This is a genomic window from Vibrio sp. 10N.286.45.E10 (assembly GCF_002874195.2).
Lineage (GTDB): Bacteria > Pseudomonadota > Gammaproteobacteria > Enterobacterales > Vibrionaceae > Vibrio > Vibrio crassostreae.
Window position 1 is genome coordinate 1,129,012 of the sequence record NZ_MCWD02000001.1, and the last position, 19,366, is coordinate 1,148,377.

A 19,366-nucleotide genomic window follows, 5' to 3' on the forward strand; every position below is an offset into this window, starting at 1 on the left:
TTATTAAACTATAGACCTGATTAAACGTTACCTTTTCTGATTTTATTCATAAATACGACTTAACCTTTCTCAACCACTGACGAAAACGGTTAAGTCAGTTAGGTCGGCTAATTAGGCGAACTAGATGGAAATCGTATCTGCAGATACAAACCGAAGTTATTGCTTTAAGTTACGCCTAACTAAATCGTGCATTTGCTTTATTGTCATCAGTGCCAACCAGATGATTTCTTCGACTGAGCGTTGACCTGTTGTAGAAGTGGGGTGCTCGGCATCGGTTTGATTGGTTAGCGCTGGCAGTTCATGGATGCGGTTATCACGAATGGTATTGATCAACGCATCCATCGCATTATGAATCAAGCTTTCGACTTGTTGCGAGCCTTGGTATTGGGTGCCTTTTCTTACAAGTGGAATCAGCAAGCAGAGGTAATGGCTCAATAATCGATAGTGACTCAGCATGTCTTCGTAATAGTGAGGATCGGTGCGAGTGTGCTTAGGCTCTTGCTGCATCTCATTGTAAATCAGTTCAAGGTCGCTTTCGGCTGTTAACATGGCAGCACGTTGCTTAGTTAATGCAAGATGGTCATGTTGTTCGGTGTCAATTTGTAGCTGTTCGTAGCAATACACAAACAAGTTTTTGGAACTATTAAGCGCTTTTAACGCTTGATTGTGGATCTCTTTGCCTCGCCATTGAGGCCATAACAAACTATAACCGAGTAGGACAATCGCGCCCCCAACTATGTTGTCGATCAAACGTGGCGCTGCGAAGTCGAGCCCTTGGTGTGCCATGGCCTGATAAACCAAAATCAATAGCGCGGTAATACAACCAATGGCTAGTGAGTAATGGCGCATGATATTAAGCATCGCGACGGGCAAGAGAATGACAATTAGCGTATACATCGCGGTCGTTGGCACACCAATGTGAATCAAAGATGTGGCGAATAGCACGCCAAGCGCCGTACCTAAACAGCGCTGCCATGTTTTACTTCGTGTTGCTAAGAAGCTAGGCTGAATCACCATTAGCATTGAAATCAGCACCCAGTCCGGGCGAATCAATTCAAAATATTCCGCAATTCCTGCACCAAGGGAAAACATCAAACTAACACGGGTAACATGACGCCAAATAGGGTTGCCTCGGCTTGGTAGGCGAAAAGACAATTCGAACGGCTGAACTTCAAAAGAGCGTTCATAAGCGGGTTCATTAAGCTCAATACGACGGGAAATGTGCTTCACTGCGTATGCCCAATAACGAAAACGGGGTTGGTCTTCGAGCTTGACCGCTTCAATCAAGTCATTGGCTTCTTGCTCTAATGAGCTTAAGTGCCTCATCTCTTCGTTAGTGTTGTGTAGAAGCTGTTTTGCTTTGTGTCTTAGTCTTTGCTGACAATGTTGGCTCCAAACCAATAGCAAGTCTCGTTTGTGTTTGCTGGACTGAAATTGGTTCATTAGATCGGGATTCGTTGTGTGGCTGCTGAGTATCACTTCAAACGTATCGAGAGCGAGATACAAAGCTTGTCGGAGTGAACTAGCATCTGCTTGCTTAGATCGAAAAGATTCGGATTGAAGAGCCTGTTGGAACAACTCGATGAGTTGGTATTTGATGCGTCTTTTCGGTGCATCATTTTCGCTACCTAGCAGGAATACTTGGCGATATTGGATGTAATCTGCCAACGTTTCGTAAATTGCGGATAGACACACACGCAGCGCATAGTGCTTCCATAACGCAAACCAAAGCCAACTAAAGAGCGCAAAAGTAAGAGGCCCGAGTACCAACATAGGGTACAAGCTTAGTGCTGAATTGGAATTATGAAGTGAGAGGGTGACGACGGCTATTAATAGGCTCGACATGCCTAGTCGCCCCCAAAATGGCCCATTGACTGCAGCGCTAGCAAGTACGGCACCAAGTACCCCAAAGGTTATCCATAAAGGCAGTCCACTAATAAGTAGTAGGTAACTTATGGCTTGAGTGGCTCCCCAAGTGGTGGCGGTAATAGCAAAGCGCGTCCACCGCCTAGGGCCAGCAGCGTCAAGCCCGCTAATTAAGGCGGCTGGCATTGTCATCAGTGCAGTCATGGCGATAGCGGGTTGGTTGAACAACACGCCTAAACCGAGAAATAGTACAATGGCGCTGGTGGCACGAAGCCCCAAATTGATGGCTGGGTCGTACCAGATCTTACGTAGAATGGCAGGGGAGAACGTCATGTGGATACCTTGTTTTTTACTTGTTAGATGGACCAACTTTAGAAAAGAATCCAATCATTTAGTGGCACTCTGTAACTATAGAGTGCCACGAATAAAATTTGAAGATATCAAGATGCTTGGGATTGACCTACTCGTTGGATCTCTGGTCTGAACGGTATCTATGAGCTCGACAAAAACTACATTGATTCAGTTTCTATAATTTCATTCATTAAACGATCAATTTGGAACACGACTTGGATACTTGCGTCTTCCATAGCTTTAACTGATTTAATTGTTCCTTCAATGTCCTCAGATGCTGCTTGATTCATTGCTTTACGACCATTGTCATGCACCTGTTTATGAGGTTCTTCAAGCAATTGATAACTTCTCAGGTGGTTGTAAGCCTTGCCATCACCACGATAATACCACTGACCTAAACGACACTCTGAGTGAGTGTTGATCGTTTCACTAAAGGCACCGCTTTGGAGTAAACGATAGGTGTTATTTTTCCAAATGGCGTGATCGAGCTTCACCGAATCCAAGAAAGCGCGAGTGGAAGCAATATGAATAACTTGCTTCATGTTTTCCGACTTCACGACGACTTCATTAACAATTGAGCTAATTTGTGCAGAAGATGCTGACACTTCTTCTGCACAAACTTGGTTTTCACCGATAGAGGTTTTAATCGCATTTACTTGAGTCAAAACTTGTTTCACCAATGAATCAATTTTTTCACTGGCTTCGCTGGCTTTACCTGCAAGGGTTCTTACTTCATCGGCGACGACAGCGAACCCGCGTCCAGCCTCACCCGCGCGAGCGGCCTCGATAGCAGCATTTAGCGCCAGTAAGTTCGTTTGGTCAGAAATCTCTTGAATAGTTGATACAAGGTTAGAAATAGCACCAGCCGTATGATCCAATATATCCACAGATTGAATGCTTTGAGACGCCTGATCGCTGATCTTGATTGCTCGGTTGTCTAGGCGAACCAATGCTTGATGTGTTTGTTTAAACATATCATCTAGCTGTTGAAGCTCTTGGTTTTCATGAGCCATAGATTTAGCACTTTCAACCATCTCTTTTTGAATGGTTTTGAGCATATCTCCACCTTTCAAGCAATTAGACATCATTTCACTACTGTTACGATGTTGTTGATGTGTCGATTGAGCAAGGTTTTGCGACTTATTTAATTCCATTTCGAGAGCATTAATATCAGATTGATGCTTCTTTTTTAGTTCGGCTAGTTGTTTTTTTAGTAATTGGTTTTCTAGTTTTATTTGTTTTATTCCAAACATAAAATACCTATATGTATAGAGCGAAAAGCTATTCAAGGGGCTGATAATGAAGCTCGGGGTTGATAACGTATTGGTTTTAAAGGTAATAATTACCGGTTGGATTGTAACAAAATATTATTAGGTTGTTAGCCTTATTATCTTGGCTAGGTTGATTAATGACTAGTAAATCACTTTTTTGTTTGGATATTTAGTTTTTTATCTATTTTTACCAGCTTTCATAATACTGTTTGATCTGCACCAGAAGTTTTGGACACTGAGTTAAGTGAGTACAATCACTAACGAGGTGAACAATGACAACTAAGAAAACACGAATCAAACATGCTCCTGAATTTAAATCCGAAGCACTTAAGTTGGCAGAGAAAGTCGGTGTCGCTGCTGCGGCACGACAGCTATCGTTGTATGAATCTCAAATTTATGGATGGCGTAAAGCCGTCAAAAAAGATGCGAAAATCAGCGATAGAGAAAGGGAACTCGCCACTGAAAATGCCAAACTCAAACGGTTATTGGCTGAGCAAGCTGAAGAGCTAGATATCGTAAAAAAGGCCGCCACCTACTTCGCGAAAAATCTAAAGTAGATTGCTATGAGTTTATGCTCGAACACCTTATGCAATATAGGATTGTCCGTATGGCTAAGGTGTTTGGGGTTTCTCGAAGTGGGTTTTATTATTGGATTGATAATCGCCATAAAGTCACTCAACGCAACGAGCACCGAAAGCAGCTTGACAGCAAAGTTCGAGAAGTCTTTGATGATAAAAAGGAACGCGACGGTGCAAGGCGTATTCAAAAAGAACTTGAGGCAAATGGTAATAAGCACGATGTAAAAACCATTGCCACGAGCATGAAGCGCCAGAGCTTAGTCGCGAAGGCAGCCCGTAAGTTTAAATGTACGACAGACAGCAAGCATAGGCTTCCTGTTGCCCCGAACTTGCTAGAGCAAGATTTTAATGCGACAGCACCAAACCAAAAATGGGCTGGAGATATTACCTATCTAGCGACAAGCGAAGGTTGGATGTATTTGGCGGTTGTTATCGACTTGTACTCACGGCAAGTAGTTGGTTGGTCAATGAGCACCAGAATGACCGCGACTCTGGTCTGTGATGCGCTATCAATGGCATTGTTCCGTAGAGGCATGCCCGAAGGGGTAATTATCCATAGTGATAGAGGTAGCCAATATTGTTCAAAAGATTACAGAGACTTAATCTCAGCCCATAATCTAAAACAAAGTATGAGTAGGAAGGGAAATTGCTGGGATAACGCCTGTGTTGAAAGCTTTTTCCACTCAATGAAAGTAGAAGCCGTTCAATACGAGCCGATAATGACGCGAGAAGAGATGCGCCAAGCACTTTTTGAATATATCGAAGTTGATTATAATCGAACAAGAAGGCACAGTGCCCTTGGGTATCTAAGTCCAGTTAACTTTGAAAAACAATATGTCGCTTAATGCGGTGTCCAGTCTAACTGGAGCAGATCAGTTTAATAGGTGGTTTTATGTTGATTAACATTATTAATGTTAAGTCTTAATTATCGTTTAAATTAGAACGCACTAATGCAAGAGGTAGGGTTGTTTTTTGAACAAATTTTCACTTAATACTCTTTAGAATGAATTCTTATTAAGTTGGTTGTCATTATTAATTTTTCTAATATTCAGATTGCAATAGGCTTGCTAATGAATAAATAAAACCTTAACATTCACATTTGTTATCACTCGTTTGTATAATATTTTATTTATCAATAATTAAATGTTAGAACCATTTAATTATTGTGGATATAAGCATTCTATAGTGACGGGAAATACTTCGTATATGGGACGTCATGCACTCAATAGTAGATATGGTCATAGCTAAAAATATCTCATATCGAACTTTAATGGATTAAAAAAATGAAAATAAAGACATTGGCTTTAGCGGCTATACTCGCTTTGAATTCTCAACCTGCCTTGAGTTATAGCACCGAGAGGTGGATGGAGGATCTTTTCAGTAACACAAGGCGAGATACTCCGCTTAACAATATTATTATTCCGGGGAGCCACGATAGCGGTGCTTACGACGCGCAAAACTATAGTAAAAAGGCAGCCGGCGTTAATTTCCCACTTTCGAAACTAAGAGACTGGTCTGAGACACAAGATTTGAGTGTAAGAAAGCAGTTGAATGCCGGTACACGCTTTTTAGATTTGAGAATATATGAAGACCGAGGGGAGTATTACTTTGCTCACTCGCTTATTTACGGAAAAATCGACAACATTTTAAATGAGGTAAGCCAGTTCTTAGATGAAAACCGAGGCGAAATCGTCATCATAAAGTCTACATTTGTCCGTAATGTAACTAACACTGATAATTTTTATCAATCCTTGTGTACTAACAATTCCATCTCAAAGCATCTAATAACAAATGAGTTAAAACCAACATCTAAATACAAAGATCTCATTAAAGCCGGAAACTTAATTATTATACCTGATAAAAGTGTGTCTGGATGTGGGGCCAGTTTTTGGCCGCGCCAACGTCTAAATAGCTATTACAAAGAGGACATCTATCAAAACCCTAATAAAATAGGAAATTGGATTTCGTCGGAGTTAGCTAAGAGTCGAAGCGCAAACAACAATCGACTATATACGGAGCAGCACATTGTTACTCCCACTGCGGAGGTAATTCTCAAAGGTGTGGCTGAAACCCTGGCCAGTACAGCATTATGTACCTTAAGTATTAATCTATTTTGCAAAAACGTGACGGGCTTTTCGACAAACTTGAAAGAGTATGATGCTAAAACTGCGAAACATAACTCCATCGGTTGGCTTTACAACCATTACCACAAGGGAAGCCGTTCGAACATTGTTTTACGAGATTTCGTTTCTGAAGGTAAAAACAGGAAAATTATTGATTTTAATTTGAATAACCGAGATGTCATGGTTCGTGGTCGAGCTGAAAAGGACGATTCATTTGGCAAGGTATTCTCTAGTGGTGATTACAACGGAGATGGCGTGGCTGATTTGCTTGTTGGTTACCCGACTGAGGATATCAATGGTGATAATGATGCCGGCGCAGTGACGGTGGTTTACGGAGGTGATTCACTTCCTTCAAAAGGCTTGAGTATGTTGAGTTCCAGAGGCTTTCACCAAGACTCTAGCGGACTGTCTGGCATGTTTACCGAAGGCGGTGACCTGTTTGGTTCTGCGTTAGCGAGCGGCGATTTTAACAATGATGGTTTTGATGATGTTGCCATTGGGTCCCCAAATGAAGATATCGATGGGAAATCTAATGTTGGTATGGTCACTGTGCTGTATGGAGGTAACAAAGGACTCACTACTTCAGGCTATCAATTATTAAAAGAAGCCAATATTAGTAAGGGCAAGCAAGAAAAAGAAGACAAGTTTGGCTTCGCATTAGCCAGCCACGACTTCGATGGGGATGGTTATGATGATCTGGCCATCGGTTCTCCATATGAAGATATCGGCTCTAAAGATAATGCAGGCGTAGTCTATGTGAGCTATGGCACCAGCAATGGGCTAAGTAAGAAGCGTATTAGTAGGTTCCACCAAAATAACTCCGGCTTAGAGCGCATGGCAGCAGAGAAAGATGACCGTTTTGGACATGAGTTAGCGGCTGGAGACTTTAACGGCGATGGGCTAGGCGATTTGGCGGTTGGCGCGCCATATGAAGATTTAGGTGATGGTGATGATGAAGGGATGGTTGTTGTGCTCTTTGGCACCACTCAAGGTCTTCGTACGATGGAGTATCGTTTTTACCATGGTGATAGAAGTGGTTTTGCTGGCAGTGCTGAAAAGAACGACCATTTTGGCTACACGCTAGCAGCTGGTGATTTTAATAATGACGGCATTGATGAGCTCGTTATTGGTGTTCCATACGAGGATTTGGGCTCTGGCGGAAACAATAATGACGGAAATGTTTTCGTGCTCAGAGGTACAAGCAGTGGCCCTTCAAGAAATAGCATTCGTGAGATTCATCAAGACAAGTCTGGTGTGCATGGCTCCGCTGAAAAAGATGATAAATTTGGTTTCGCACTAACGACTGGAGACTTTGATGGTGATGGTTATCAAGACTTAGCTATTGGTTCACCAACGGAAGACTTGGCGGGCAAGGACAATGGAGGCAAAGTGGATGTATTCTTTGGTTCTGGTAACGGCTTACGATTAAGCGGAAGCCGTGAATACAATCAAAATAAAAACAATATCACTGGTAGCGTCGAAAAGGACGACAAGTTTGGCTACAGCTTGATGGCTGGAGATTTTGATGGTGATGACAAGGACGATCTCGTTATAGGTGTTCCATTTGAAGACCTAGGCAGTGGCGGTAACAACAATGATGGTACCGTTCATGTGTTATACGGTGACTCTGATAGAGACTTAAACGGTAGAGAGCAAGAAGTTAGACAAGGGACGCGATAGTTACAAGGGACGCTATAGCTACGAAGGCCCTCCTTTCAATAGGAGGGCCTGCATAAATGTTGGAGGTCATTCTATGACTAATAGAACGACTTCTCTATGCGATGTGTTTTAGCACCTACAATTCAGCCCCTATAACCATATTCTTTTTATTTTATTTGGCCATGGAATGACGACATAATCTTACCTGATTTTTTATATAAAACTCCTAAAATGCATGTTTGAAGATAATTAGAAAATTTATAGACATTTAATGTGTAATCCCTTTTTATATTCTTCTAATAAACTAATTTCTAATTAAGTTAATCTCTAAATTAGTTGTATTCTAATTTTACTATTCCTAATTTACCAAAACCTTAAATAATTAAAGTTATTTAAAAAAACATATAATGTAAGTTATCATCAATATCCCAATTAAAATATCAATAAGGAAATAGCTTGTGTTATTAAATGGTTCACATAGAGATGTGAATATTAAAGAAATTGAAGGTATATGCTCAAATAGTGATAGCAACCTAGAAAAAATACAAAAAATGTCTCAAATTCTAGAGGTTGTTAACAAGGAACTTGCTGAATATGAAACTCTTTCTTTAAAGGATTACAAGGCTATCGATGATAAGTACTACGTAAGACACTATATAGTCGGCAAGATTAATGACTTAAATAGCTTGATCTTCATACAAAACTTGAAAGTAAGTGTGATGAACACGATTAGCTATCGATATAAAAGTGATGAAAAGTCTAGAAACCTCGCTGTTAAATCAAGTATTGCGAGAACAATGATTTATATCGAAAATCTTCTCGAGCGGCGCGATGAAGGCCTGTTAGGGGAACCATTGAACAGTGCAATCACGAGTTTAAAGCACAGCGAAAGTAGTTTGTACTCTAGGTTAGAAAGCGCTCTGATCTATACGTTTTTTAAAGCAGAAAAGCGCCGAGTGCTGTTTGCACTCAGCAATTCAGGTTTCAAAGAAGAGATTAAGCTTATTCCCGAATCGGGCGCTAAAATCTCTCAGAAAAAAGTAGACGCTATCGTACAAAGAGCGTTAAGTGGGAATATTCACGACAGCTTAGATGAATTTAATATAGCTAAAGTACTTAGTGATGCTGCGAGAGAGGTCGAGATCTATCATGCTTGTTCTCAAGGTGATGATAAAGCTGTTTTCCGTTTAGCTTTGGCGAAAATGACAGTAATATCTGATGAGATGAGCACTTCATTGGATTATTTTGACGAAACTTTCGACCAAATTTTATTAAAAAATAATATACCTAAGAAGGTACTGATCCGAGATGAGTCTAAGGATGGTCTAGAATTTCAGGTAATGGATACCATGGCGTTATTTTACAGTGACGCTATTAAGCTAGACGACATTATTGTTTATGAAAAACCCCAAGTAGTAGAACGATTTAATGATGTTATTAATTTAATCAGTGTACTTTCTGAAGTCATGGATCTGGAAGGGGATGATAGTCAATCGACTCTAGCTATTGAAAAGATAGTAGGCAGAGAAAATTTCGACTCGGACAGTCAATATTATGCGCAGTTTGTCGATTATAAAAACTCTGATATCGAGCAAGATTTGAACACTCTTCTTCGTAATCAATCAATCTATCAAAGTGACTTGAATAGCAATGTCAGCATCATTTCATCCGCAGATATCATACTGCCTTTCTACAGTAAGAATGCGATCAGAAATATTCTTGATGACTATGTGGTCGGCAAAGCAGAGGGTATTGCTGAAGCGTATCGATTGGTAGAAGAGAAATTTCCTAACTGTGATGATTCAGTGAAGGTTTTTATTGCTCTATTTGCTAATTTGTTTATGTCTGCACCGACGACAGAGGCTATCACTTTAGCGATAAAACCAGCGGTGCTGATGCTACAAACTCATCTAGGCATGAGTGGCAGAGTGGTTCTCGTGAAAGATAGTAACCATCGCCACTTCTTAGTCAGCACATTTGCATTCCATCACCGAGTGACTTACCTAGGTGGGGCCGATAACGAGCTTGTTACTCAGTTGATTGAAGTGTTACCTAAACCGGATGAGAACTGGAAAGATGTATCTTACGAAGCGTTAAACGCTATCTTTTTAAAATTGAACATTCCAACAGGTTTTGACGACACTCAGGAGCAACCTAAACCTTTCTTATTGCGCAATCATAGATTTGATAACTTTATGTGGGACGCAGTACAAGAGACGACGCTCCTTAAGTTTAACCTGATTGCTCAGTCGTTTAAAAAGGTTGGCACCAAAAAACAGTTCCAAGAGAATTATCTTTTGAAAGATCTGGTTGCGAATGAATTTAAGTTATCTCTGAGCGACAAATTGGTCGAAATGAAGGAAGTTCTGTTTACTGAAAGCTCAATGGAAGCCGCATTAAACAACAAGGTTCCGTTCTTACAAGTCGCGCAGAAGATGATAAATGATCCTGATTATGAGGTAGATATTCAAGATGTTGAATCGATTTTGCTTGATTCAATTGTACTTCTAGCAGACATCATTCCCATTTTTTCCCCGATCGCTAAGGCGTTGGATGTTAATCTCTCTGTTATTGTAAATGCTTGTGTAGTGAAAAATATCAGAGTGATTCGTTTATCTAAAACGGCCTTCATGAGAAGCGTTGTTAACGATATCTCTGACGAATTTATACGTCGTTCTAAATTTATATCGAGCGATGCCATCGGCGATCTAAAAAATAAGATAAGAGCGATTAAAAAGTACAAGTTCATGAAAGAAACCAGTGAACGTTTAGAAACCATCAAAACGATGGGCTTAAGTGGTGGGGCGGGCAGCTTTAAAGTGAATAGTGCTTACGGTGCCTCTTCTGGAAACGTTGTACTTGAAACGTTTGACTGGTGTTTTAATGGAAAAGGACCCGTTGGGAAAGTTGTATCGGACAATAAGATTCCATTGCCAGCTCAGCCTGAAGTTTTTCAATCTATCATCGATGAAAAGGTTTCTATAGTAAGGCAGGCGGATGAACCGATTTTGATTTCTGGTTGGCGTTCCCCACAAACTGGCCGCATTCATATTCTGGATGGACAGCACAGGTTTATTGCCGCGGCGAAGCTGGGGATTCCCGTTGAAGTAAAAATCAAAAAGTTCGGTACTGTACCAACCCAGGTAGACTGGAGTGGCACGAAGTTTAGCCAATCTACCCCTGCAAAGCACAAGATAAAAGGTGTTCAGAAGCCGATATTCAAAAAAACTGTCGTTCAAAAGGCTACTAACACCAAGGGGAAAGTTGAGAACATCCACATTCACCCCGAGCTTAGAATTGGTTCGATTGGCCGACCTAATAAAAACTATTCTACTGGCGCGCAGCTGATGACGTTTTGTGAGAACCTGAAACGTAACAATGTCGCGGCATTGATCTCCCTTGATTCTGGGATGTCGGCAAGAGAGATCGTATCGCTAACCAAGCAATTAGCGAGTCACAATATCGAGTATATCTCTAACAAGACGACGTATATCAAGGACTTCTTTTCTATCAAAGCCCTTACACAGCCTTCAAGTGAAGATATCGATGGTTTAGCGAATCGAGTACTGAACTTATTGAGTACACGCGAAGGGAATGTGTTGGTCCACTGTGCGTTAGGTGATGGTCGCTCTGGTATGGTTAAGTCTGCAGTGATAATGAAACAAATGTTCAACGAGGGCCGTTTAGACTTAAGTAATTTGCCCGAGGGGACTAAGGCTTACGTCAAACCTTCCATCGAATCCGAACAAGCCGTTTTATCATATTTGGATGTGAAAAATAGCATTGATACGATTCGTAAAACTCATCCAAAAGCACTCGAGCGTTCTGATGATATAGAGGTTTTAAATCAATACCTTGAATATCTTCAAAATCAGAGTGCAACTGCATAATTGATCTCGTACTCGTGCCCGCAGTGACACTGAGCTATTAGGTTACACTGCCTCATCTGAACAAGTAATCGAGTGGGGCAGTGGTTAAATCAATTCTGGTAAATATAAATAGAGCTGAGAGCTGCTCTATATTAAGCGCCTTCGCTCTTACAGCTTACGCTTTTTGATGAGTGGTATTGGTCATCATAGCTATAAGTCTTGCCACTTTTTTACGCATGTCACGCCTATTTACAATCATGTCTAAAGCACCATGTTCGAGTAAGAATTCACTCTGTTGGAAACCATCGGGTAGTTTTTCCCGTACCGTTTGTTCAATGACTCTTCGGCCCGCGAAACCGATTCTCGCTTTAGGTTCACCGATATTGATGTCACCCAGCATGGCTAAACTGGCTGAGACACCGCCAAAGGTCTGGTCGGTGAGTACCGAAATATAGGGCAGTTTGGCTTCAGATAATCGTCTGAGCGCAGCGCTGGTTTTCGCCATTTGCATCAACGCCATGAGTGATTCTTGCATGCGCGCACCACCACATGCAGAAAAGCATACCAGGGCACAGTCTGATTCAATTGCTTTATTCACTGCATCTACAAATCGAGCGCCCACAACGGAGCCCATTGATCCCGCCATAAAAGCAAATTCAAAAGCACATGCGACAACTGGCATTCCAAGTAGCTCGCCCTTCATCACGACCAGTGCATCTTTCTCACCTGTACTTTTTTGTGCAGAGGCCAGTCGCTCGGTATAGCGCTTGTTGTCTTTAAAGCTGAGTAGATCTTTTGGTTGGTGTTGATCACCTAACTCCGTACGTTCGCTGTTATCGAGAAATGTTTCTAAACGAAGACGTGCTGTCATGCGCATATGATGTCCACATTTTGGACACACCTGTAGGTTTTCCTTGAGTGCGATATGGTACAAGGTTTGAGTACAAGAAGGGCAGTTGATCCAGACACCTTCTGGGACTGACGCTTTACGATTACTTTTTAAGTTATTCTTATTCAATAGTTTTTCTAGCCAGCTCATGGATAACCTTTATTCCCATCGTTCGAGTGATGAATATTGTATAAGCCTGATTTTGGTAATAAAGTGGCAATATTTGGCTTTATAATCCAATAATATGGGATTATCTGTGAGGGGATATGCTGGATAAAATTGATCAGCAATGGCTAAAGAGTTTTCATTGTGTTTATGAGAATAATAGCTTCAAAAGAGCGGCAGAGTTTCTGTGTTTACCGACTTCAAATGTTAGCCGACATATTGCGTTGTTAGAGCAACAACTAGACGTAAGACTGTTTGTGAGAAGCACGCGTCGTATTGCTCCAACGGAAGCTGGAGAGCATCTTTATCAGCGCACGCAGCCCTTGTTGGATAAACTCAACCAGGCGATAGAAGAGGTCACACAACACTCTCAAGAGGTGCAGGGGCAGTTAAACATCTTAATGCCTGACTCTGCCGAATTAGCTCAAGCTGTTATTTCCTTTTGCAACCAGTACCCATCCATATCACTGTGTTGTGATACCAGCATCAGTCCAAAAGAGGACCTGATCGACGGCTTTGACGTTATTGTCAGTTTTCATCGAGGAAAGTTAGAAGACAACAGCTGGATCGCCAAAGAAATCCAACGTTGGCCGAGTGTAGTCGTTGCTTCACCTAAACTTCTTCAAACCTGCTCAAAACCGTTTCAGATTACAGATCTAAAACACGTGCCCTGTATCAGTAGCTTTACCGCATTGAACGGAACGCCTTGGGTATTTATAGACGATCATGGTGAATGGGTAACACAGCGAGTCAAATCATCATTTAAGGTCAACAGTGGTCAGCTTGCTAAAGCTGGAGCATTGGCCGGTTTAGGCTTTGCGATACTACCAGCTGAGCTTTGTCGTGAAGAGGTTGAAGCTGGTGAATTAGAAATCGTGGAGCTCGAATATCAGCCCGCAGACTTAGTTCTATATGCGTTTTATGCCTCAAGAAAACACATAGCGAAGAGGGTTCCTGCTTTTATCGAGCACTTGCAGCACCATGCAAATTAAATCAGTAGGTTATTTAACCCCCCCCCTTGTCTAGGGGGCGTAATAACGGGTACTGAAAAGCTACCCCCCAGTATCGCTAAAGTGCTACATTACAAGTTAACCGCTTGTTTTTAATTACCTTGAGTACCTACGTTATGTCACATACAGCCAAAGATCAGAAAAAACTAAAGGCCCGAGTTAGCAAAATACAAGGTCAGGTCAATGGTTTAAAAAAGATGCTCGATAACGACGAGCAACAGTGCCAAGACGTACTGCAGCAAATAGCAGCGATTCGTGGCGCAGTGAATGGCTTGATGAGAGAGGTCATTAAAGGTCACCTTCTAGAGCATGTGGTACTAGAAGATGACAAAGTTCAGCGTGAAGAAGATATGGAAGTGGTACTGAAAGTATTGGATTCATACATCAAATAGCGCTTGCTTTAGCGGTTCATTTGAGCCTTTCTTTTTACTAGTTCTTTCTTGAGAACATTAACAGCGTAAGGCTTCATTGATTTCCAGGCCTTACACTCTTCTCGTGTTCTACCACAGCCTAAACACCACCCTTTGTCGTGTGAAAAATCGCACATATCAATACAAGGGCTTTTCTGTTTTTTCATATTAGAGCCTATCTAGTACTTTCTCTACACTGGCTTCAAGTGAGCGCAGCCGGTTGAATTCCTCGAACAAACGCTGTTCTAGGTTTTTAAAGTTTAGGGGGAGGGTTCTCTGGCAAATCCCGTAAATGTTATCTTGGGTTTTATAGCCTTTCCAACTTTCAATGCGAGCTTTCTCTAGTGCTTTAAACTGGCGTATAAATTCTGCTTGGGAAGGGCAGTCTTCTTCCGCATGCATGCAAACAGGAAAGGCCTTTTGCTTAATTTGAGGCCCTTCGATAAAGGTCTCAAAGTGGATACCGCCCTGTTTTTGGTTGAACCAAGTCTCTTTATATAACTGAAGGTACTCGCCACGGTTATAGATCTCCCAACCATCCTCGAACCAGTTTGCTTTTCTTAGCATCTTCTCTAGGTTGCGGAAAACACCTTTAACATCTTTCATATGGAAACTCTTAAGCCGTGGTTTGTGAGATAGTGTGTTAAAAAAACTATACTCCCCCTGAGTATTAAATACTACCCCCTAGTATATGTGGTTATTGTATATCACCGAATCTTAGAGCCTATCTCAGCGTGTCAGAATAGGAATTGGCTTGTTTTGAAAGGACACTGATGCACCCTGACCCAGCAGTATTCCCCATGTGATTCAAGGCCCTCATGTATGGGGTATTTACGAATTGAAACTGACAAGTTGATGTTTAACGAGGGTACATTTCAGTTATGTAGGCCGCATAAAACAAGGTAAGCGAAATAAATCGGTTCTATCCTCGTTAATTTTCAGGAAAATAGCCGCCCGATGATTAATGTTGATAGTGAACATGGTTTTTAAGGTATGGCTAAGAAAATAATATTTATCCACGGTCGGGGGCAAAAGCCCGACAGGGAGCCGCTTCAATCATTGTGGTACGGTGCTATTGAACATGGGTTACAGCGTGATTGTAATGGTTCTGATTCACTCCAAGCTTTCCAGAATATCGAGAAGCGCTTCGTGTATTTTGGCGACTTATCAAACGCATTATTGAACAAGCCAACTGAAGACCCGCTCGGCCGCCAACAGGCTTTGATCGATCTAAAAGACTACAAGTCCCATCAGTTTAATAAGAAAACATATGGTGAAGTTTCAAAGGCAGGGTTCCTGCACGAGGCGCTTGCCGATACTTTTTCTTCTGTGCTCAGTCGTTTGAAAATGGCAGAGCCACTTATAGCCTTAGTCGCTCCCGACATGACTCATTATTGGTATGAAGACTCTTACTTTGGTAGCGACGTAAGGTATCGATTAATGGCGGATCTGAGAGAGGCGCTAGATAACCAAGATGAGGTGATGATCGTAGCACATAGCCTTGGCACAATGATCAGTTATGACGTGTTATGGAAACTCTCCCATTACAGTGAGTACCGAAACGCTTACGGCGCTAAAAAGAAGATTGATCTTCTGGTTACGTTAGGTTCACCATTAGGCGATGAGAGTGTAAAAGAGCGCTTGAAAGGGAGCCGTTTAGAGGGCATGAAAAAGTACCCTTTAAATATTCATAGGTGGGTGAACTTGTCGGCTGAAGATGACTTTATCTCTCACGACAGCAAAATCAAAAATGACTTTCAAGAGATGCTCAAACTGGATTTGATTGCTGGTGGAATGAAAGACATTTATCCAATTTACAATCTCAATGTGTGTGACGGGCAAAGTAACCCGCACGCTTCTATTGGTTATCTCATAAACCCCAAATTCATCTCCGTGTTAGATGAATGGCTTACCAGTTAGTTGTAGCGCGTAAGTTCAAACGCACATATTCAAAGGTAGATAACCAGATAATCAAATGAGTACTGTGATACGGAGAGCTTGCTTAATCCAATCTTATCACTGCGATTGTACTCCTCAATCGAGTGGTCGAACCCATAAGCTGTAGAAGGTGCCATATACTGGGTCATGCCTTGTTGTGTCGTTGTTATTTGATCATGCCCATGACCACAAATCACCTCTCGTACTCCATATTTCTGAAGCACCTTCATCATGTAAAAATCGTTCTCAAGACGGATTGCTTTCATCCAATCGGCACCGACAGGGATGATAGGGTGGTGAATAACAAGGATAGGGTGGCTTGCTTTTCTCAGTTGCTTCTTTAACTGGGCCAGGCCACGATTATTGATACGTCCTGAACCGAGCGGGTGAACGCTGCCTTTGGGTTTGAAACTCGAATCGAGAAATAGAAATTCACGCCCACAAACGTTGGCTCTATCGGTCACGCAGATCGTCGATCCTTTTAACTCTTTACGCATCAAGGAAGAGTCGTCATGGTTGCCTGCAATCGCGTAAATAGATTGTTTGCTAATGTGTTGCCTAATGAACGCCTCTAATCGAATGTAGTCTCCCAGTTTGGGGTTACAACAAATATCACCGGTAAGAAAAATGGTCTCACACTTCGTGTCTTTGTTGACGTATTCCAGTGCTTTTCGCAGGTTTTCATAGCTGGATTCATCTGAAAGGTGGCAATCACTGATTTGGTAAATGGTGTTCATTATTGGCGTCCGGTCATTTCAATTCTTGAGTGAGATAATCAAGCAGCGCTTTTATTTTAGGTGTTCACCTTTATGGTTCAGCCAGAGCGTATATCGCTCTACGGGTTTAAATTGCCAATCATACAAGATACTAATTAGCTTACCATTTTCTACAAATTGTTCAGCTATGTTATCCGGTCACTCTTTGCTCCCAAGCTCCTGGATCGCCATGCGTCCGTTAGTTTTAATTAGTACAAAAATGCCTGCTGTATGAGCAGGCATAGTGTGAGGTAGGTTTAAGAGAACGGCTCCCATAAACTAGTGGAGGAAAGCATTCAACCTTAGTGGCTTAAAGAAGCGAACCCAGTAGGAGATATAAAGCCATGATTAGTTCTTTGCTCAACCGTCTTTAAAATTGGGTTGATGTAAAACTCTACGATCTCGTCACTGTGGACTTGATTCATGTACAGCATGACCGTTTGATCAGATTGTACGACAGCGCCATCGATAGCGGTTAATTTATCAACGTCTGGTGCGTAAAAATCCTTGTTAAGCTCTATACCGGTATCAAAGTCGTAGAATGTTTCAGTCTCAGTATCAAATGCCGATACTTTGACTGTTACCCCTTCCTTAACCCAAGATTCATTGTAATCGACGCAAAACAGGGTATGTTGCGAGGCTCTCAACGCATCGAATGAAGAGTAGGGGCGACTTCTCTCTATAAGCTCACTTTCCCCAACGTAATCGTAGCTATTCTCATTGAGCTTATTAACGACACAACCAATATTCATATCGTAACCATTAATTTGTGGGCTGCGTTTGCTAGTGTTAACTGTGTTGCCTATAGAACTCGTAATATCGTATTGGCTTATCGTCGAGACTAACTTGTCTCCCTCTGGTTTAACAAATGAAAAGTAGTTTCGCTCTGCATGGTCGATCCCTGCTAGCTTGCCATCAACCACTCTGAAGGAATCATAACGCGAATGAGTATCGTGATAGTCTAGTTCCTGATATTCATCTGAATTTTTAATATAGGCATAGTGATTAAAATTTATTGCATGATTTGTAGATGTATGTGGATCTTGATAGTTGACAAGAATGTTACCTTGTGCATCTATCTGCATGTCTCGCTCATCGGCACGCGCATGACTCTTTAACGTCTTGAAGACAAAGGCATTGTTTTCTAGTACCGCTTTGAAGATTCCATATGTATGCCAATGAACGTCGTCTGTAATGTCAAAGCTATATAGTGTCGTATTTGGTATTAAATCACCTTGTTTCTGTTGGCTAAGAAATGGACTCTCGTTGGCTAACTGGGCGTCAAATTCCGATACATTACCATCAATCACGATGGGATAGAGCTGACCACTTTGTTTGTCCATGATGACAGGGTAATTGCCATGATACGTTTGACCATTCCAAGCAACCGTTGAGTTGTTCATATTGAACATGGTGTACTTTTGGTTGATATCGAAGACACGTGTAACCGTGGGCATTACGGGGGGATCACATTGTTCGCATGGCTGGAAGGCAACTTCGAATATGTGGTCGTCACCTTGTGAATTTTTGTACGCCATCATATTTAATGCCGTATTGCTTGCGGGCTCAATGTAAAAATTAGAAGGCTCAATTGTCTGAAAGTTGGTTTGGGGAATACTCAGTGATTTGAGGGCCGGAAGCTTAACGAGCGGTGCCGGATCAATTGAGCCATTACCGTTTGAGCCTCCTCCATTCGAGCCACCGCCGCTTGAGCCACCACCGCACCCAGTAAGGGCTATAGCAAGCATTGCTGCGATTGAAATAGTGTGTTTCTTAATGTTCTTGTTTTGCATGAGCTGACCTGTGTTCTTGATTGTGTGATTGATATTTCTTTCTAACTCAACCGTCACTTTATTTTTATCTGAAACCAACATTGGAATCAGGTGTTTTGTTGCGAGCGGTCAATGATTCTGAGCAGAATAATTGTGTATTCAAATCTTGGGATGAATACGAGTAAGTTAGGACGCTTTGTTTAAATACCTTTGTCGACTTGTTAAAGAGTTGCGCGATTATAGTTATTTTTATTGTATTGTCAGCTGTGCAAACTAATGTTTTATAAATGGTTGGTTAAATGACGATTTTAGGTAACTGGCAGCATATCTGTAATATATATCCCCACCTAAGATTGATTATTCTGAGGTATTTGGTCAGTCATTTGTCGCTTGTTATTTTTTGACGCAATATAGGCGATTATTTTTAAATTAAATAATCCTTTTTTAATTTAAGGTTATTATCAGTACTTGCCGCGTGGGGTCGGGAGGAAAGATAAGGTGTGATTTAGCGTTATCAATCGGAGGAGCTTATTGTAAGGGTTAGATGTAAGTTGTCGCTGAATTTACAATGAGTAATGCGAGAGTGGAACGTGGCTTTGGAACACTTATTCTTCTTTTTAAATAAAACTCGTCATTAGTATCAGATTTAATTTAAAAAGAGAATATAAGTGTTGTACTGGAAAACTGTGTTTATTAATACGCTAAATTTA

Annotated in this window: 13 protein-coding genes; 6 read left to right on the forward strand and 7 right to left on the reverse strand. The window is 41.5% G+C overall.

The genetic code is table 11. The features are described from left to right. Window positions 1–156: 156 nt before the first annotated feature. Both BCU34_RS04985 and BCU34_RS04990 read right to left on the reverse strand, forming a co-directional pair. Window positions 157–2,199, reverse strand: a complete 2,043-nt coding sequence (locus BCU34_RS04985) for an FUSC family protein (RefSeq protein ID WP_102479716.1) — start codon at window positions 2,197–2,199, stop codon at window positions 157–159. Window positions 2,200–2,375: 176 nt separating this feature from the next. Continuing rightward, window positions 2,376–3,470 (reverse strand): methyl-accepting chemotaxis protein, encoded by a 1,095-nt coding sequence (locus BCU34_RS04990; protein WP_102431294.1) that lies wholly within the window; start codon window positions 3,468–3,470, stop codon window positions 2,376–2,378. A gap of 290 nt (window positions 3,471–3,760) precedes the next feature. On the opposite strand from BCU34_RS04990, the gene BCU34_RS04995 reads away from it, so the two are divergent. From BCU34_RS04995 to BCU34_RS05005, 3 genes are all read left to right on the forward strand, one after another. Then, a protein-coding gene (locus tag BCU34_RS04995) for an IS3 family transposase (RefSeq protein ID WP_102480628.1) occupies window positions 3,761–4,911 on the forward strand; the annotation gives its coding sequence in 2 pieces (ribosomal slippage) (window positions 3,761–4,004 and window positions 4,004–4,911; 1,152 coding nt in all). Between the two features lie 438 nt (window positions 4,912–5,349). Then, complete coding sequence (locus BCU34_RS05000; RefSeq protein WP_102480504.1) at window positions 5,350–7,869, forward strand: FG-GAP-like repeat-containing protein; 2,520 nt, start codon at window positions 5,350–5,352, stop codon at window positions 7,867–7,869. A gap of 437 nt (window positions 7,870–8,306) precedes the next feature. Further along, the gene (locus BCU34_RS05005; protein WP_108145196.1) at window positions 8,307–11,738 is read left to right on the forward strand and encodes a hypothetical protein; all 3,432 of its coding nucleotides are present in this window, start codon (window positions 8,307–8,309) and stop codon (window positions 11,736–11,738) included. 154 nt (window positions 11,739–11,892) lie between these two features. Here the strand turns inward: BCU34_RS05005 and accD are convergent, their stop codons facing one another. After that, window positions 11,893–12,756: an acetyl-CoA carboxylase, carboxyltransferase subunit beta gene (accD, locus tag BCU34_RS05010; protein WP_102478984.1), complete on the reverse strand. Its 864-nt coding sequence runs from the start codon at window positions 12,754–12,756 to the stop codon at window positions 11,893–11,895. Between the two features lie 116 nt (window positions 12,757–12,872). On the opposite strand from accD, the gene BCU34_RS05015 reads away from it, so the two are divergent. Both BCU34_RS05015 and rcnR read left to right on the forward strand, forming a co-directional pair. Then, window positions 12,873–13,763 (forward strand): LysR family transcriptional regulator, encoded by an 891-nt coding sequence (locus BCU34_RS05015; RefSeq protein ID WP_102414225.1) that lies wholly within the window; start codon window positions 12,873–12,875, stop codon window positions 13,761–13,763. A 134-nt stretch (window positions 13,764–13,897) separates the two neighbouring features. After that, window positions 13,898–14,173: a Ni(II)/Co(II)-binding transcriptional repressor RcnR gene (gene rcnR, locus BCU34_RS05020; protein WP_008223718.1), complete on the forward strand. Its 276-nt coding sequence runs from the start codon at window positions 13,898–13,900 to the stop codon at window positions 14,171–14,173. An 8-nt stretch (window positions 14,174–14,181) separates the two neighbouring features. Here the strand turns inward: rcnR and BCU34_RS05025 are convergent, their stop codons facing one another. Beyond that, window positions 14,182–14,358, reverse strand: a complete 177-nt coding sequence (locus tag BCU34_RS05025) for a DUF1289 domain-containing protein (RefSeq protein WP_020477243.1) — start codon at window positions 14,356–14,358, stop codon at window positions 14,182–14,184. Between the two features lies 1 nt (window position 14,359). After that, window positions 14,360–14,797, reverse strand: a complete 438-nt coding sequence (locus tag BCU34_RS05030; RefSeq protein ID WP_102478983.1) for a hypothetical protein — start codon at window positions 14,795–14,797, stop codon at window positions 14,360–14,362. A 387-nt stretch (window positions 14,798–15,184) separates the two neighbouring features. Between BCU34_RS05030 and BCU34_RS05035 the strand changes: the two genes are divergently transcribed. Continuing rightward, window positions 15,185–16,111 carry a hypothetical protein gene (locus BCU34_RS05035; RefSeq protein ID WP_102478982.1) on the forward strand — a complete coding sequence of 309 codons (927 nt, stop codon included), beginning with the start codon at window positions 15,185–15,187 and terminating at the stop codon, window positions 16,109–16,111. A gap of 29 nt (window positions 16,112–16,140) precedes the next feature. On the opposite strand, the gene BCU34_RS05040 is transcribed toward BCU34_RS05035, so the two are convergent. Then, a complete protein-coding gene (locus tag BCU34_RS05040) occupies window positions 16,141–16,866 on the reverse strand; it encodes a metallophosphoesterase family protein (RefSeq protein ID WP_102433628.1) in 726 nt (241 codons plus the stop codon). Window positions 16,867–17,186: 320 nt separating this feature from the next. Further along, window positions 17,187–18,758 carry a hypothetical protein gene (locus BCU34_RS05045; RefSeq protein WP_240698067.1) on the reverse strand — a complete coding sequence of 524 codons (1,572 nt, stop codon included), beginning with the start codon at window positions 18,756–18,758 and terminating at the stop codon, window positions 17,187–17,189. Window positions 18,759–19,366 lie beyond the last annotated feature (608 nt).

Excerpts from the sequence above, each read along its gene's own strand:
- BCU34_RS05030 (WP_102478983.1), bottom strand. The coding sequence starts at position 14,797 with ATGAAAGATGTTAAAGGTGTTTTCCGCAACCTAGAGAAGATGCTAAGA.
- rcnR (WP_008223718.1), top strand. The coding sequence starts at position 13,898 with ATGTCACATACAGCCAAAGATCAGAAAAAACTAAAGGCCCGAGTTAGC.
- accD (WP_102478984.1), bottom strand. The coding sequence starts at position 12,756 with ATGAGCTGGCTAGAAAAACTATTGAATAAGAATAACTTAAAAAGTAAT.
- BCU34_RS05015 (WP_102414225.1), top strand. The coding sequence starts at position 12,873 with ATGCTGGATAAAATTGATCAGCAATGGCTAAAGAGTTTTCATTGTGTT.
- BCU34_RS05000 (WP_102480504.1), top strand. The coding sequence starts at position 5,350 with ATGAAAATAAAGACATTGGCTTTAGCGGCTATACTCGCTTTGAATTCT.
- BCU34_RS05040 (WP_102433628.1), bottom strand. The coding sequence starts at position 16,866 with ATGAACACCATTTACCAAATCAGTGATTGCCACCTTTCAGATGAATCC.
- BCU34_RS04990 (WP_102431294.1), bottom strand. The coding sequence starts at position 3,470 with ATGTTTGGAATAAAACAAATAAAACTAGAAAACCAATTACTAAAAAAA.
- BCU34_RS05035 (WP_102478982.1), top strand. The coding sequence starts at position 15,185 with ATGGCTAAGAAAATAATATTTATCCACGGTCGGGGGCAAAAGCCCGAC.
- BCU34_RS05025 (WP_020477243.1), bottom strand. The coding sequence starts at position 14,358 with ATGAAAAAACAGAAAAGCCCTTGTATTGATATGTGCGATTTTTCACAC.
- BCU34_RS04985 (WP_102479716.1), bottom strand. The coding sequence starts at position 2,199 with ATGACGTTCTCCCCTGCCATTCTACGTAAGATCTGGTACGACCCAGCC.
- BCU34_RS05045 (WP_240698067.1), bottom strand. The coding sequence starts at position 18,758 with ATGTTGGTTTCAGATAAAAATAAAGTGACGGTTGAGTTAGAAAGAAAT.